This is a genomic window from Paraburkholderia sp. CNPSo 3272, from assembly GCF_024206495.1.
In the GTDB taxonomy this organism is placed as follows: domain Bacteria; phylum Pseudomonadota; class Gammaproteobacteria; order Burkholderiales; family Burkholderiaceae; genus Paraburkholderia.
Map to the genome: position 1 here is coordinate 178,683 of NZ_JAMBPQ010000004.1, position 15,379 is coordinate 194,061.

8 protein-coding genes and 1 pseudogene are annotated in these 15,379 nt (G+C 67.6%); 5 read left to right on the top strand and 4 right to left on the bottom strand.

Features of this window, described 5'->3' with window-relative positions:
• The first annotated feature begins 103 nt into the window (after window positions 1-103).
• The 5 genes from M3I53_RS07080 (at window position 104) to def (ending at window position 9,244) form a co-directional block, all read left to right on the top strand.
• Window positions 104-1,219 carry a DMT family transporter gene (locus M3I53_RS07080; protein ID WP_254315242.1) on the top strand — a complete coding sequence of 372 codons (1,116 nt, stop codon included), beginning with the start codon at window positions 104-106 and terminating at the stop codon, window positions 1,217-1,219.
• 169 nt (window positions 1,220-1,388) lie between these two features.
• Window positions 1,389-4,907 carry a chromosome segregation protein SMC gene (gene smc / locus M3I53_RS07085; RefSeq protein ID WP_254315243.1) on the top strand — a complete coding sequence of 1,173 codons (3,519 nt, stop codon included), beginning with the start codon at window positions 1,389-1,391 and terminating at the stop codon, window positions 4,905-4,907.
• Between the two features lie 144 nt (window positions 4,908-5,051).
• Complete coding sequence (locus tag M3I53_RS07090; protein WP_254315244.1) at window positions 5,052-6,347, top strand: cell division protein ZipA C-terminal FtsZ-binding domain-containing protein; 1,296 nt, start codon at window positions 5,052-5,054, stop codon at window positions 6,345-6,347.
• Between the two features lie 297 nt (window positions 6,348-6,644).
• Entirely contained in the window at window positions 6,645-8,714 is a 2,070-nt protein-coding gene (gene ligA / locus M3I53_RS07095; protein WP_254315245.1) for an NAD-dependent DNA ligase LigA, read from the top strand.
• Window positions 8,711-9,244, top strand: coding sequence for a peptide deformylase (gene def, locus M3I53_RS07100; RefSeq protein WP_254315246.1), 534 nt, complete (start codon window positions 8,711-8,713; stop codon window positions 9,242-9,244). Before ligA ends, def begins: the two co-directional genes overlap by 4 nt.
• Before the next feature lie 87 nt (window positions 9,245-9,331).
• Here def and M3I53_RS38405 read toward each other — a convergent pair whose 3' ends face one another.
• The 4 genes and pseudogenes from M3I53_RS38405 to map form a co-directional block, all read right to left on the bottom strand.
• The gene (locus tag M3I53_RS38405; RefSeq protein WP_309249490.1) at window positions 9,332-9,901 is read right to left on the bottom strand and encodes a pseudouridine synthase; all 570 of its coding nucleotides are present in this window, start codon (window positions 9,899-9,901) and stop codon (window positions 9,332-9,334) included.
• A gap of 99 nt (window positions 9,902-10,000) precedes the next feature.
• Window positions 10,001-11,446, bottom strand: a pseudogene (locus M3I53_RS07105) (hypothetical protein); the annotation flags it as partial.
• A gap of 26 nt (window positions 11,447-11,472) precedes the next feature.
• Window positions 11,473-14,052: a [protein-PII] uridylyltransferase gene (locus M3I53_RS07110; protein WP_254315248.1), complete on the bottom strand. Its 2,580-nt coding sequence runs from the start codon at window positions 14,050-14,052 to the stop codon at window positions 11,473-11,475.
• 269 nt (window positions 14,053-14,321) lie between these two features.
• Window positions 14,322-15,143, bottom strand: a complete 822-nt coding sequence (map, locus tag M3I53_RS07115) for a type I methionyl aminopeptidase (protein ID WP_254315249.1) — start codon at window positions 15,141-15,143, stop codon at window positions 14,322-14,324.
• Between the last annotated feature and the right edge of the window lie 236 nt (window positions 15,144-15,379).

Consider the following 15,379-nt stretch of genomic DNA (forward strand, 5'->3'; position numbering starts at 1 on the left):
GCCGGGCGACGAAATAAAGGAAAAGCATGAAAACCTCGAACGATGTTTTGAACAACGACCCGAGTGCCGCGAACGCGCGGCCGGGCCAAGGCAAGCGCGAGCAATGAGCCAGAGCACGGGCTTGCGGGCCGCCTGGCCGACGCTCGCCATCATGATTGGCGCGTCCGTATGGGGTTTTGTCTGGTACCCGCTGCGCATGCTGGCGGCCGCCGGGCTCACGGGTACGGCCTCGAGCGCTGCAACGAGCGCGGCGGGCTGCCTCTTCGTGCTCGTGCTGCGCTGGCGCTCGCTCGCGAGCGTGCGCTGGCACTGGGTGCTGCCGATGCTCGGACTCGCCGCGGGCGTGACCAACGTCGGTTTCGTGTGGGGCGCGATCCACGGCGAAGTGATGCGCGTGCTGCTGCTCTTTTATCTGACCCCGGCGTGGACGGCGATCTTCGCGCACTTCATCCTGCACGAGCGCCTGAACTGGGCGGGCGGCGCGCTGGCGGCGCTCTCGCTGCTGGGTGCGGTGCTGATGCTCTGGTCGCCGCGGCTCGGCGTGCCGCTGCCCGCCAACGCGGCCGAATGGGCGGGTCTCATCGGCGGCATGGGTTTCGCGATGAGCAACGTGCTCGTCGTCAAGACGAGCCGCGTGCTGCCGCACATGAAGCCCGAAATGCGCACCGCCGTGATCTTCGCGGGCGCGGCGCTGTTCGGCTTGCTGACCTCCTGTTTCGAGCCGATGTCGGCCGCACCGGCGGGCGAGCACCTCGCGCGCGTGGTGCTGCTCGTGCTCGCGCTCGGCATCGTGCTCGGCACCAACAACATGCTGGTTCAGTACGGGCTCGCCCGCGTGCCGGCGAACCGCGCCTCGATCATCATGCTGTTCGAGATCGTCGTGACGGCGCTCACGTCGTGGCTCTTCGCCGGCGAGACGCCGGGCCCGCGCGAATGGGCGGGTGGCGCGTGTATCGTGCTGGCTTCCCTGCTGTCGAGCTGGGTGCACCGGGTGCAGAACGCGCGCAAGGGCGGCGCGCACGCAAGCGCCGATGCGAGCGTCATGACCCACGCCGACGCCAGCCGCACCGATGACGCGGACGACGCCGACGACAGCGGCCCCGGCGGCGACGATGGCAATGGTGGCAACGGCGGCGGCGGCAACGGCCATGGCAGCGCAGGCGGCGGCACGGGCCCAGGGCCTTCGCGCGCGCGGAATGGCGCGCGTGCGATGGTATGATTGCCGCTGATTCCCGCCGGCCGCACGCGCGCATGCGCGTTCGTACGGCGAGCCGTGGCGGCTGCCCAGTGCGCACTCCGCCGTCGCGCGATCGATACCGGACGCGCGGCGGCAAGCGACGTACGGCACGGGCGGTCCCGTTCACCACTATTCAAACAGCGATATCGCCGTGCGTCTGACCTCGATTAAACTCGCTGGCTTCAAATCATTCGTCGATCCCACGCATTTCCAGGTTCCGGGCCAACTCGTCGGGGTGGTCGGGCCAAACGGCTGTGGGAAATCCAACATCATCGACGCGGTGCGCTGGGTGCTGGGTGAATCCCGGGCGTCCGAGCTGCGCGGCGAGTCGATGCAGGACGTCATCTTCAACGGTTCCACTGCGCGCAAGCCGGGCAGCCGCGCGAGCGTCGAACTGGTGTTCGACAACGCGGATGGCCGCGCCGCCGGGCAGTGGGGCCAGTATGCCGAGATCGCCGTGAAGCGCGTGCTCACGCGCGACGGCACGTCGAGCTACTACATCAACAACCTGCCAGCGCGCCGACGGGATATCCAGGATATTTTCCTCGGGACGGGCCTCGGCCCGCGCGCTTACGCGATCATCGGGCAGGGCATGATCGCGCGGATCATCGAGGCGAAGCCCGAAGAGCTGCGCGTGTTCCTCGAAGAAGCAGCGGGCGTTTCGAAATACAAGGAACGTCGCCGCGAGACCGAGAACCGCTTGCACGACACGCGCGAGAACCTCACCCGTGTCGAGGACATCGTGCGCGAGCTGTCCAGCAACCTCGAAAAGCTCGAGGGCCAGGCGGTCGTGGCCACGAAATACCGCGAGCTGCAGGCCGAGGGCGAGGAAAAGCAGCGCCTTCTGTGGCTCTTGCGCAAGAACGAGGCAGCGGGCGAGCAGCAACGCCAGCAGCGCGCGATCGAGCAGGCGCAGATCGACCTGGAGCGTCATACCGCGCAGCTGCGCGAAGTGGAAGCGCAGCTCGAAACGCTGCGCGTGGCCCACTACTCGGCAAGCGACGCCATGCAGGGCGCGCAGGGCTCGCTTTACGAAGCGAACGCCGAGGTGAGCCGTCTCGAAGCCGAGATCAAGTTCATCGTCGAGTCGCGCAACCGCGTGCAGGCGCAGATCGCCGCGCTGACCGCGCAGCGAGAGCAGTGGCAGGTCCAGGCGCAGAAGGCGCAGGACGATATCGAAGACGCCGAAGAACAACTGGCGGTCGCCGAGGAAAAGGCGGCGCTGGCCGAGGAAGATGCGGCGGCGAAGCAGGAAGCGCTGCCCGCGCTCGAAAACCGCTGGCGCGACGCACAGGCGCAACTGAACGACGAGCGCGCGGGCATCGCGCGCACCGAGCAGGCCATCAAGCTCGAAGCCGCGCATCAACGCAACGCCGACCAGATGCTTCAGCAGCTTCAGCAGCGCCACGAGCGTCTGAAGTCGGAGGAAGGCGGCCTCGACGCGCCGGACGAAGCCCAGCTCGAAGAGCTGCGCATGCAGCTGGCCGAGCAGGAGGAAGTCCTGCACGAAGCGCAGGCGCGTCTCGCCGACGCTCAGGAAACGGTGCCGCGCCTCGACGCGGAACGCCGCGCCGCGCACGAGGGCGTGCAGGCGGAAAACGCACAGATCCACCAGTTCGAAGCCCGTCTTGCTGCACTCAAGCAGTTGCAGGAAAACGTGCAGACGGAAGGCAAGATCCAGCCGTGGCTCGAACGTCACGAACTGGGCGCGTTGCCGCGGCTGTGGAAGAAGCTGCACGTCGAAGCGGGTTGGGAAACGGCGCTCGAATCGGTGCTGCGCGAGCGGCTTGCCGCGCTCGAGGTGTCGAACCTCGACTGGGTGAAGGCATTCGCGAGCGACGCTCCGCCTGCGAAGCTCGCGTTCTATTCGCCGCCGGCCGCGGGTCAGGCTCCCGCGGCGGCCGCTGGCCTCACGCCGCTGCTTTCGCTCGTGCGGATCGACGATGCGGGCTTGCGTGCGGTGCTCACCGAATGGCTTGGCTCGACCTACGTCGCGGCCGATCTCGCCGAGGCGCTCGCCCAGCGTGCGCAGTTGCCCGCCAGCGGCGCGTTCGTCGTGAAGGCCGGTCATATGGTGACGCGCGTCGGTGTGCAGCTGTACGCCGCCGACACCGAGCAGGCCGGCATGCTGGCGCGTCAGCAGGAAATCGAGAATCTCGAGCGCCAGGTGCGCGCCCAGACGCTGCTCGCCGACGACGCACGCACGGCGGTCGTGCGCGCGGAAGCGGCGCACACGCAGGCCGCCCAGGTGCTCACGGATGTGCGCCAGCAGGCCGAGCGCGCGACCCAGCGCGTGCACGCGCTGCAGATGGATGTGCTCAAGCTGACCCAGGCGCATGAGCGCTATACGGCGCGCAGTACGCAGATCCGCGAAGAGCTCGACGAGATTCGCACGCAGATCGAAGAGCAGCGCGCATTGCGCGCGGAGTCGGAAGCGAACTTCGAGCGCCACGATGTGGAACTCGCCGAACTGCAGGCTCGCTTCGAGGACAACCAGCTCGCCTTCGAGGCGCTCGACGAGGAACTCGGCGCGGCTCGCAATGAGGCGCGCGACCTCGAACGCGCGGCGGCCGACGCGCGCTTTGCCGCGCGCAACATGGCGAACCGCATCGAAGAGTTGAAGCGCAACATTCAGATCGCGCACGATCAGAGCGAACGCGTGGCCGCGTCGCTCGAAGACGCGCGCGCCGAACTGGAAACGATCAACGAGCAGACCGCACACACGGGCCTGCAAGACGCGCTGGAAATTCGCGCGCAGAAGGAAGACACGCTGCGCGCCGCGCGCGCCGAACTCGACGACCTGAGCGCGAAGCTGCGCGCCGCAGACGAAACGCGCCTCGCCGCGGAGCGCGCGCTGCAGCCGTTGCGCGAGCGCATCACCGAGCTTCAGCTCAAGGAGCAGGCCGCGCGCCTGAACGGCGAGCAGTTCGTCGAGCAACTCCAGGCCGCGGGCGTCGACGAGGCCGCGCTGCAGGAAAAGCTCACGGCCGATATGAAGCCGTCGTATCTGCAAGGCGAGGTCACGCGCATCAACAACGCGATCGCGGCGCTTGGGCCCGTGAACATGGCCGCGCTCGACGAACTGGCGGCGGCGAAGGAGCGCAAGACCTTCCTCGACGCGCAGTCGGCCGACCTCACGAGCGCGATCGAAACGCTCGAAGACGCGATTCGCAAGATCGACCAGGAAACGCGCACGCTGCTGCAGGGCACGTTCGACGAAGTGAACCGTCATTTCGGCGAGCTGTTCCCGCGCCTGTTCGGCGGCGGCCAGGCGAAGCTCATCATGACCGGCGATGAGATTCTCGACGCCGGCGTGCAGGTGATGGCGCAACCGCCCGGCAAGAAGAATTCGACGATTCACCTGCTCTCCGGCGGCGAGAAAGCGCTCACGGCCACGGCCCTCGTGTTCGCGATGTTCCAGCTCAACCCGGCGCCGTTCTGCTTGCTCGACGAAGTGGACGCGCCGCTCGACGACGCAAATACCGAGCGCTTCGCGAACCTTGTTCGCGCGATGTCGGACAAAACACAGTTCCTGTTCATTTCGCACAACAAGATCGCCATGGAGATGGCGCAGCAGCTCATTGGCGTGACGATGCAGGAGCAAGGCGTGTCGCGCATCGTCGCGGTCGACATGGAAACTGCGGCGGGTTTCACCCAAAATACGGTCTAATCGATTTATACGGTCTAACGGACGGCGCGCGATGCGCGGCCGGCGGCGCCATCGGTGAGGCAGCCGCCGCGCGCAATGCGCGCGCCAGAGCAACGGCGCATGCAATGAGCGCGCCGTCGAATAAGAATTGCTGATGGAGCATGCATGGATGAGTTGACTCTCGGGTTGATCGGCGCGGGTGCCGTGGTAGTCGGGGGCGTGGTGGTGTACAACGCGTGGCAGGGCGCGAGGGTGCGCCGGCGTATGCCGCGCCCGATGCCCGAAGAGGCGGTCGAAGCGCCGCAGCGCGACGAGTTCCAGGAGCCGAGCCCGTTCATCGAACCGGCCCATGCGCCGTCGCGCCGCGAGCCGTCGCTCGCCGGCAACACGGAAGCCGGGCGCGTGGAGCCGGGTTTCGGGACCGCGGCGCCGCTCGACACACCGGCCGACATCCAGGCGGAAACGACGACACCCAACGGCTTTCCGGAGGCGCAATCCGGTGCGGACGAGGTTGCCGGCAAGGCTGCTGACAAGGCGCCGGCTGCAAGTGGGGCTGCCCCGCAATCCGCAAAGGTCGAGGCCGACGAAGCCGAGCGCATCGAGCCGGTCATGCCGGCCGCCACGACGATCTCTTCTGCGCCGCCCGCCGTGGTCGACCATCGCATCGACTGCATCGTGCCGATCCGGCTTGGTGCGCCGGTGGCGGGCGAGCGGGTGATTCCGTTTGCCCAGCGGCTGCGCCGCGCGGGCAGCAAGCCGGTTCACATCGAAGGCAAACCCGAAGGGGGCGACGGCTGGGAGTTGCTCCAGAGCGGCGTGCGCTACGAGGAACTGCGCGCGGCTGCGCAACTCGCGAACCGTAACGGCCCGCTCAACGAACTCGAGTTTTCGGAATTCGTGACCGGCGTGCAGCAGTTTGCCGACGCGCTCGACGCCGCGCCCGAGTTTCCGGACATGATGGAGACGGTCGCGATGGCGCGCGAACTGGACGGCTTTGCGGCCCAATGCGACGCCCAGCTTTCCGTGAACGTGATGTCGGATGGCGCGCCGTGGTCGGCGAACTACGTGCAGGCCGTGGCGGCGCAGGACGGCTTGCTGCTTTCGCGCGACGGCACGCGTTTCGTGAAGCTCGACGCGAAGCAGAGCCCCGTTTTCATGCTGCAGTTCGGCGACACCAACTTCCTGCGCGACGACCTCACGTACAAGGGCGGCGAACTGATCACGCTGATCCTCGACGTGCCCGTGGCCGACGAAGACATCCTGCCGTTCCGCCTGATGTGCGACTACGCGAAGTCGCTTGCCGAGCGCATCGGCGGGCGCGTGGTCGACGACCAGCGCCGGCCGCTGCCGGAATCGGTGCTGCAGTCGATCGACAAGCAGCTCATGACGCTCTACGCGAAGCTGGAGCAGGCCGGCATTCCGGCCGGCTCGCCGGCCACGCGGCGTCTGTTCAGCCAGTAACGCCGCAGGCCGGCAGCCGGCCGGAAAAAAAGGCGCGACGCCCTAAGGGCGCCGCGCCTTTTTTGCGCGCGCCCGGTACAGCGTAGAGGGCATCGGCACGCGTGTTGCAGTGCATTCAAGGTCGCCCTGCGGGCCTTGGGTGTCAGTGCGACGCACGCAACGTCGGCCATTCGGCCAGGACGCTGGCGAGGCCCGTTCGGCGGCGCACGAAGATGGCCGCTCGGCCGATGCGACAGGCGCTGCTTCCTGAGATAATCTGACGTCCGAAATCATTTTCAACAGCGAGTTGCCCAAGGCATGGTCCGTACTCCCGCCCGTCCTCCCGAAGAAGCCACCGCTGCGCAGCGCGCGGTGTGGTTGCGCGCCGAACTCGAGCGTGCCAATCACGCCTACTACGTGCTCGACCAGCCGGAGCTGCCCGACGCGGAATACGACAAGCTGTTCGGCGAACTTCAGCAGATCGAGACCGAGCATCCCGACCTCATCACGCCCGATTCGCCCACGCAGCGTGTAGGAGGCGAAGTCGCCGGGGGCTTCGAGCCCGTGGTCCACGACGTGCCGATGCTGTCGCTCAACAACGGCTTTGCCGACGAGGACATCGTCGCGTTCGACAAGCGTGTGGCCGATGCGCTCGGCAAGATCGAGGGCGCCGGAGTCGTCGAGGTCGAATACGCCGCTGAACTCAAGTTCGACGGCCTCGCCATCTCGCTGCGCTACGTCGACGGCGCGTTCGTCCAGGCCTCCACGCGCGGCGACGGCGCGACCGGCGAGAACGTCACGGAGAACGTGCGCACGATCCGCTCGCTGCCGTTGCGCCTGAAGGGCAAGCGCGTGCCGAAGGTGCTCGACGTGCGCGGCGAGGTGCTGATGTTCCGCCGCGACTTCGAGCGCATGAACCAGCGTCAGCGCGACGCCGGCCACAAGGAATTCGCGAACCCGCGCAACGCGGCGGCGGGCAGCCTGCGCCAGCTCGATCCGAAAATCACGGCGCAGCGGCCGCTGTCGTTTTTTGCTTACGGCATTGGCGTGCTCGAGGGCGAGCCGATGCCGGCCACCCATAGCGAACTGCTCGACTGGTACGCGGAAATGGGCTTGCCGGTCAATGCCGAGCGGGCTGTCGTGAAGGGCGCGCAAGGTCTGCTGGAATTTTTCCGCGCCGTGGGCGAGAAGCGCGATGGCCTGCCGTACGACATCGACGGCGTGGTCTACAAGGTAAACCGCCGCGACGAGCAGGACGCGCTCGGCTTCGTCTCGCGCGCGCCGCGCTTCGCGCTTGCGCACAAGTTTCCGGCCCAGGAAGCGCTAACGAAGCTGCTGGCCATCGACGTGCAAGTCGGCCGCACGGGAGCGATTACGCCGGTGGCGCGGCTCGAGCCGGTGTTCGTCGGCGGCGCGACGGTGACCAACGCCACGCTGCACAACGAAGACGAAGTGCGGCGCAAGGACATCCGCATCGGCGATACGGTGATCGTGCGGCGCGCCGGCGACGTGATTCCCGAGGTGGTCAGTGCGCTCATGGACCGCCGTCCGGCCGACGCCCACGAGTTCGTGATGCCGACCGAATGCCCGGTCTGCGGATCGCGCATCGAGCGGCTGCCCGACGAGGCAATCGCACGCTGCACGGGGGGGCTGTTCTGTCCGGCCCAGCGCAAGCAGGCGCTCTGGCACTTCGCCCAGCGTCGGGCGCTCGATATCGACGGCCTGGGCGAAAAGATCATCGACCAGCTGGTCGACCAGAACCTCGTGCGCACGCCCGCCGATCTGTTCAATCTCGGCTTCGGCACGCTCGCGCAGCTCGAGCGCATGGCGGACAAGTCGGCGCAGAACCTGCTCGACTCGCTCGAGAAGGCCAAAAACACGACGCTTGCGCGCTTCATCTACGCGCTCGGCATACGGCACGTGGGCGAATCGACGGCCAAGGATCTTGCGAAGCACTTTGGCTCGCTCGAACCGATCATCAACGCGTCGGTCGAGGAATTACTCGAAGTGAACGATGTGGGGCCGATCGTTGCGCTCGCGATTCACGAGTTTTTTGCGGAAGAGCACAACCGCACGGTGATCGAGCAATTGCGCGCGCCGGGCAAAGTGGCATGGGCGGAAGGCCCGCCCGCGCCGAAGGCGCCGGTGGGCGTGCTGGCCGGCAAGACGGTGGTCCTCACCGGCACGCTGCCCACGCTCGCGCGAGACGAGGCGAAGGAGTTGCTGGAAGCGGCCGGTGCGAAGGTCGCCGGCTCGGTGTCGAAGAAGACCGACTATGTGGTGGCGGGCGCCGACGCGGGCAGCAAGCTCGCGAAAGCCGAGGAACTCGGCGTGCCGGTGCTCGACGAAGAAGGAATGCGCAAGCTCCTGGAGGGGCAAACGACATGATTCGCGAAATTCTCAGAATGGGCGATCCGCGCCTGCTTGCTATAGCGAGGCCAGTCGATCACTTCGACACGCCCGAGTTGCACGAACTCATTGCCGATATGTTCGACACCATGCACGCGGCGAACGGCGCGGGACTCGCCGCCCCGCAGATCGGCGTCGACCTGCAGGTGGTGATTTTCGGTTTCGAACAGAACGAGCGCTATCCCGAGGCGGCGGCCGTGCCGCAAACGGTGCTCATCAACCCGGTCATCCATCCGCTGTCGCACGACATGGAAGAGGGCTGGGAGGGGTGTCTATCGGTGCCGGGCATGCGCGGCGCCGTGAGCCGCTATTCGATGATCCGCTACAACGGCTTCGATCAGTACGGCACGCCCATCGAGCGCGTGGCCGAGGGCTTTCACGCACGGGTCGTCCAGCACGAATGCGATCACCTGATCGGCAAGCTGTACCCCATGCGCATCACCGACTTCTCGAAGTTCGGTTTCACCGACGTTTTGTTTCCGGAACTCGACCCGAACAGCGACGACTGAAAATCGAAGCATCAAGAAAAACGGGAGCCAGATGGCTCCCGTTTTCATTCGGCGCGGCGTCAGGCGCCGATGCGGCCCGATGCGGCGTTAGAACGCTTCGTCGGCGGCCAGATAGCGCCACTGCCCCTGCGGCAGCGCGCCGAGCAGCACGCGGCCCATGCGCACACGCTTGAGGCCCACGACCTTCAGGCCGACCAGTTCGCACATGCGGCGGATCTGGCGCTTCTTGCCTTCACGCAGCACGAAACGCAACTGCTCGCCGTTTTGCCAGCTCACCTGCGCGGGCTTGAGCGGCACGTCGTCGAGCGACAGGCCGTGGCGCAGTTGCGCGAGCGACTCGGGCGGGAAGTGCTGGTCGATTTCGGTCTCGATGTCGTTGTAGGTGACGCGCACGAGGTATTCCTTGTCGATGTCCGAGCTCTCGCCGATCAGCTGCTTGGCCACGCGACCGTCCTGGGTCAGCACGAGCAGGCCGGTCGAGTCGATGTCGAGCCGGCCGGCCGGCGCGAGCGTGCGCAGATGTTTCGCCGAGAAGCGGATCCCCGAGTGGTCGCCGTCCCAATGGTTCTCGCCGGTGATGAGCACGGCGGCGGGCTCATAGCCGTCCTCGGCCTGGCCCGATACATAGCCCACGGGCTTGTGCAGCAGGATCGTCACCTGGCGAGCCTGCGCCGCGAGCGCGGCCGGGTCGACTTCAACGCGCTGATTCGGCGTGACCTTGGCGCCGAGCGTGTCGACGACTTCGCCGTCGACATACACCCAGCCTTTTTCGATCCATTCGTCGGCTTCGCGGCGCGAGCACAGGCCCAGTTCGGACATGCGCTTGGACAGGCGCAGCGCGTTGTCGCCATCGACTTCTGCTCGCGGAGCGCGGCGCGGCGCGGATTCGCCGTCATTCGTGCGGCGTGCGGGTTTGCCCGCCGATTTGACAGGGCTAGCGGTCTTGCGGCTGCCACCGCCTTCTTCGGCGCTGCGGCGAGCGCGCGGCGCGGCGCCGCCACGGTCATCGCTCCAGGCGGATTTCACCGGGCGCGCAAAACGGCGCTCCGTGCTCTCGTCGCGGCCGCGTGCTGGGCGGGGCTCGGCGCTGTCGGTGCGGCGGGCGAAGCGTCCCTCGCTGCCCTCGGCGCGGCTTCGCGGCGGACGGCGGTCGTCGCCTTCGCTGCGCCGTTCGAAGCGACGCTCGCCTCCTTCCTCACGGCCACGCGGCGGGCGGCGGTCGTCACCTTCGGCACGGCGCGGGAAGGGGCGTGCGCCGCCTTCTTCGCGGCTGTGCGGCGGGCGGCGATCGTCACCCTCGGCGCGGCGCGCGAAGGGGCGTGCGCCACCTTCTTCGCGGCTGCGCGGCGGGCGGCGATCGTCACCCTCGGCGCGGCGCGCGAAGGGGCGTGCGCCGCCTTCTTCGCGGCTGCGCGGCGGACGGCGGTCGTCACCCTCGGCGCGGCGCGCGAAGGGGCGTGCACCGCCTTCGTCGCGGCCCCGCGGCGGACGGCGATCGTCACCTTCGGCGCGGTGCGCGAAGGAGCGCGCACCGCCTTCTTCGCGGCTGCGCGGCGGACGGCGATCATCACCCTCGGCGCGGCGCGCGAAGGGGCGTGCACCGCCTTCTTCGCGGCTGCGAGGCGGACGGCGGTCGTCACCCTCGGCGCGGCGCGCGAAGGGGCGTGCACCGCCTTCATCGCGGCCACGCGGCGGGCGGCGGTCGTCACCCTCGGCGCGGCGCGCGAAGGGGCGAGCACCGCCTTCGTCGCGGCCACGTGCGGGGCGACGGTCATCGCCTTCGGTGCGTCGTTCGAAGCGACGCTCGCCACCTTCGTCGCGGCTACGCGGCGGGCGGCGGTCGTCGCCTTCGGCGCGGCGCGCAAAGGGACGCTCGCCGCCTTCGTCACGGCCGCGTGCAAATCCGCGCCCCTCGTCGCCCGAGCGACGGGCTGGACGGCGCTCGTCGCCGAATCCGCCTTCGCGAGCCGGCCGCGCCGGGCGCTCGCCCGGGCGCGTATCGCCGGTGCGAGGCGCGGCGCGCCCGGTTGCGGGGCGCGCAGGCTTCGTGGCGGCGCTCTTCGCGGCCGATGCCGGCCTGCCGTCCGCCGGCCGCACCTCCACCGGCCGCACCGGCTTACGCGCGGTCGTACTGCCGCGGCGGACGGGGGCGCGTTCCGGAGTGGTCGGGCGCGGATGTTTGGCTGTCAGTTTGGCTCGCATGGATCTGGGTATTTCGCTTGGGTCATTCACACTGCGATCGCGCGCAGCAATTCGGTTTCGACGTGAATCTGCTGGCGGTTGTCGGAGAGTCCCGAACCGTCGAGCAGAAACACGTCTTCCACGCGTTCGCCGAGCGTATTGATCCGCGCCGCATGGACGCCGACATGATGCTCCGCGAGCACGCGCGCGATGGAATAGAGGAGGCCCGGCCGGTCGTTCGCCGACACGGACAGGATGTAGTATTGGCCGCGCTCGTCGGCCCGCAGGTCGACACGCGGCGTCACCGGGAAGGTGCGCGACAGGCGCGAGAGACGGCCCTTCGACGGCTCGGGCAGTGCGTTGCCCGTCGCCTTCAGGCGCGCCGCGAGTTCCTGCTCGACGAGGTTCGCGATATCGCGGTAATGCACGTCGCCCTCGGTGTGGGCGACGATGAAGTTATCGAGCGCGTAGCCGTGGCGCGTGGTGCTCACGCGCGCGTCGAGCACGGACAGACCGCTGCGGTCGAAGTACGCACACATCGTCGCGAACAGGTCGGGGCGGTCCTGCGCGTAGACGAGCACCTGCAGCGCTTCGCCGATCGGCGACGGGCGCGCGCGCACGACCGGCTCCGGCGCCTCGACGTGGCGGTAGAGCACGCGCGTTTGCCAGGCGATGTCGGCGGCGTCGTGGCGCAGGAAGTAGCCGACGTCGAGCTTGTCCCAGAGCGCGCGGTGCACGTGCTCCGGCACCGTCTCGAGACGCAGCAGCGCAAGCGCCAGCTCCTGGCGCGTCTTGAGTTCCGAGTGCGCATCGGGCTTGGCGCCGCCGAGCACGGCGAGCGTCGAGCGGTAGAGGTCTTCGAGCAGCTTGCCTTTCCAGTTGTTCCAGACCTTCGGGCTCGTGCCGCGAATGTCCGCGACCGTCAGCAGGTAGAGCGCCGAAAGGCGCCGCTCCGTGCCGACGAGTTCGGCGAAGCGCTTGACGACCTCGGGGTCGGTGATGTCCTGCTTCTGCGCGACCTGGCTCATCGTCAGGTGCTGCTGGACGAGCCAGACGACCAGGTCCGCGTCGTCGCCCGTGATGTCGTGCTCGCGGCAAAAGCGCCGCGCGTCGGCCATGCCGAGCTCCGAGTGGTCGCCGCCGCGGCCCTTGGCGATGTCGTGGAACAGCGCCGCGACGTACAGCACCCACGGGCGCTCGAAGTTGGCGATGAGCTGGCTGCAGAACGGATACTCGTGCGCATGCTCGGCCACGGCGAAGCGGCGCATATTGCGCAGCACCATCAGGATGTGCTGATCGACCGTGTAGACGTGATACAGGTCGTGCTGCATCTGCCCGACGATGCGGCGGAAATTCAGCAGATAGCGCCCGAGCACGCTCGTCTGGTTCATGAGCCGCATGGCGTGCGTGATTCCGGCCGGCTGCTTGAGGATCTCCATGAAGAGCCGGCGGTTCTCCGGGTCACGGCGCCAGCTCTGGTCCATGGTCTCGCGCGCGTTGTAGAGGGCGCGCAGCGTGCGCGCCGACAGGCCCTTCACGCCGGGCACCTGCTCGTAGAGCAGGAACGCTTCGAGAATCGCGTGCGGCTCGCGCTCGAACACGTCGTCGCTGACGATCTCCAGCATTCCCTGCTTTTCGACGAAGTGCTCGGAGAGCGTGCGCGTGATGCCGCTCGTGCTCGGAAAGAGCTGCGCCTCGATGTTCTGGATCAGGATGGTGGACAGCTGGGTGACCGCCTTCGCGGCCCAGTAGTAGCGGCGCATGAGCTGCTCGCTCGCGCGTCGCGCGCTGCTCGCCTTGTAACCGAAGCTTTCGGCCACGGCCGTTTGCAGGTCGAACACGAGGATGTCCTGGCGGCGGCCCGCGATCACATGCAGGCGCGCGCGCAGAGCCTTGAGAAAGGCCTCGTTGCGGCGCAGTTCGCGCGCCTCGCGCCCGGTGATGAGGCCGCGCTGGTCCAGCTCCTTCCAACTGCTGCCGAAGGCAGCGGCTTCGGTGATCCAGAGGATCAGCTGCAGGTCGCGCAGGCCGCCGGGGCTTTCCTTGACGTTGGGTTCGAGCGAATAGGGCGTGTCCTGGAAGCGCGCATGGCGCTGACGCATTTCGAGCACCTTCGCCTGGAAGAACGCGCGCGGGTCCATGGCGTCGCGATAGCGCTGCGCGAAGTCGCCGAACAGCGTCGCGCTGCCCGTGATACGGCGCGCCTCGAGGAGCGACGTGCGCACGGTGACGTCGTTGGCGGCTTCTTCGAGGCATTGGGAGATGCTGCGCACGCTGCTGCCGATATCGAGTCCGAGATCCCACGCAAGGCCGATAAAGCGCTCGATGCGGTCTTCGAGCGGCGCGAGCGGCTCGTCGTCCGGCAGCAGGACGAGGATGTCGACGTCGGACCAGGGCGCAAGCTCGCCGCGCCCGAAGCCGCCCACCGCCACGAGCGCCAGCGTGGGCGGCAGCTCGCACAGGTTCCAGGCGCTGCGCAAGGTGTCGTCGGTGGTGCGGGCGAGGGCGCGCATCAGCGAGTCGACATTGGTCGCGGTCTTGAAACGCTCGAGCAACTGGGCCTTGGCGGCCTTGTAGTCGGACTTCAGCGACGACGTATCGGGAACGGCGACAGCGGGAACACTCATGGGCTCGGGTCGTGTCTGGCGTGGTTGGGCGGGCGGCTGGTCGTGCGCGCGGCGCGCCTCGCGATGGCGGCTGGCCGCGTTGGTTCGTCGGTTAATACGTCGGCTGCTTTGCAGGCCGCCTCATCGTGCTGCGGGCGCCGGGCGGCGTCCGCACCTGGTGCCTCGCTCGCGTTGAGCGTACTGCCCCGAGGCGCAGGCCGCTTTCTACGAGCCCATCCATTTTGCGCCGGATCGCGTCACCAAGCGCTTTGTGGCACGTTTCCCGGCGCTCAGGCCGCCGTGCCCGCCATCTGCGCGACGATGGCAGGCTTGGCGGGCGTACCCGCCGAGACCGTCAGAACATCGTAGCCGGTTTCGGTCACGAGTACCGTGTGCTCCCACTGTGCCGAGAGGCTGCGGTCCTTCGTCTTGACGGTCCACTGGTCCGGCATGGTGCGAATGTCGCGGCGGCCGGCGTTGATCATCGGCTCGACGGTGAAGATCATGCCGGGCACGAGCTCGATGCCGGTGCCGGGGCGGCCATAGTGCAGGACCTGCGGGTCTTCGTGGAACACCGTGCCGATGCCGTGGCCGCAGTATTCGCGCACCACGCTATAGCCCTGGCTTTCGGCGTAGCGCTGGATGGCATGGCCGATGTCGCCCAGATGGCCGCCGGGGCGCACCTGGTCGATGCCGAGCCACATGCATTCAAAGGTGGTCTGCACGAGGCGCTTCGCGAGGATCGAGCCTTCGCCGACGATGAACATGCGGCTCGTGTCGCCGAAATAGCCTTCCTTGATGACGGTGATGTCGATATTGAGCGCGTCGCCGTTCTTCAGCGCCTTGTCGCCCGGAATACCGTGACAGATCACGTCGTTCACCGAAGTGCAGATCGCCTTCGGATAGGGCGGATAGCCCGGCGGCTGATAGTTCAGCGGCGCGGGCACCGTGCCCTGCACGTTGGTCATGTACTCGTGGCACAGCCGGTCGAGTTCACCCGTCGTCACGCCCGCGGTGACGAACGGCGTGATGTAGTCGAGCACCTCGCTCGCCAGCCGGCAGGCGACGCGCATTTGCGCGATGTCTTGTTCGTTCTTGATCGAAATGGCCATGGTATGCGCCCGGATTGCAGTCGAATATTGAATTATCGCACCTAATGCCAGGGGTCGCAGACTTTTGCGAAGGCGGAACGCGATCCGGCGGAGGCCCCATTTGCCATCGCATTTGCCGTCGCATTTGCCGTCGCATTTGCCGTGATGGCGCCGTATTCCGCGGGTAATAGCTGTCTTGAGTAAGGGGCAGTTTGCGTGCTATACTCTTCGGCTAAGTCGCTTCCATATTTTCGAAT

Bases quoted from the DNA above. Each gene is read 5' to 3' on its own strand.
- map (WP_254315249.1), bottom strand. From the start codon at position 15,143: ATGGCCATTTCGATCAAGAACGAACAAGACATCGCGCAAATGCGCGTC.
- M3I53_RS07080 (WP_254315242.1), top strand. From the start codon at position 104: ATGAGCCAGAGCACGGGCTTGCGGGCCGCCTGGCCGACGCTCGCCATC.
- def (WP_254315246.1), top strand. From the start codon at position 8,711: ATGATTCGCGAAATTCTCAGAATGGGCGATCCGCGCCTGCTTGCTATA.
- ligA (WP_254315245.1), top strand. From the start codon at position 6,645: ATGGTCCGTACTCCCGCCCGTCCTCCCGAAGAAGCCACCGCTGCGCAG.
- M3I53_RS07090 (WP_254315244.1), top strand. From the start codon at position 5,052: ATGGATGAGTTGACTCTCGGGTTGATCGGCGCGGGTGCCGTGGTAGTC.
- M3I53_RS07110 (WP_254315248.1), bottom strand. From the start codon at position 14,052: ATGAGTGTTCCCGCTGTCGCCGTTCCCGATACGTCGTCGCTGAAGTCC.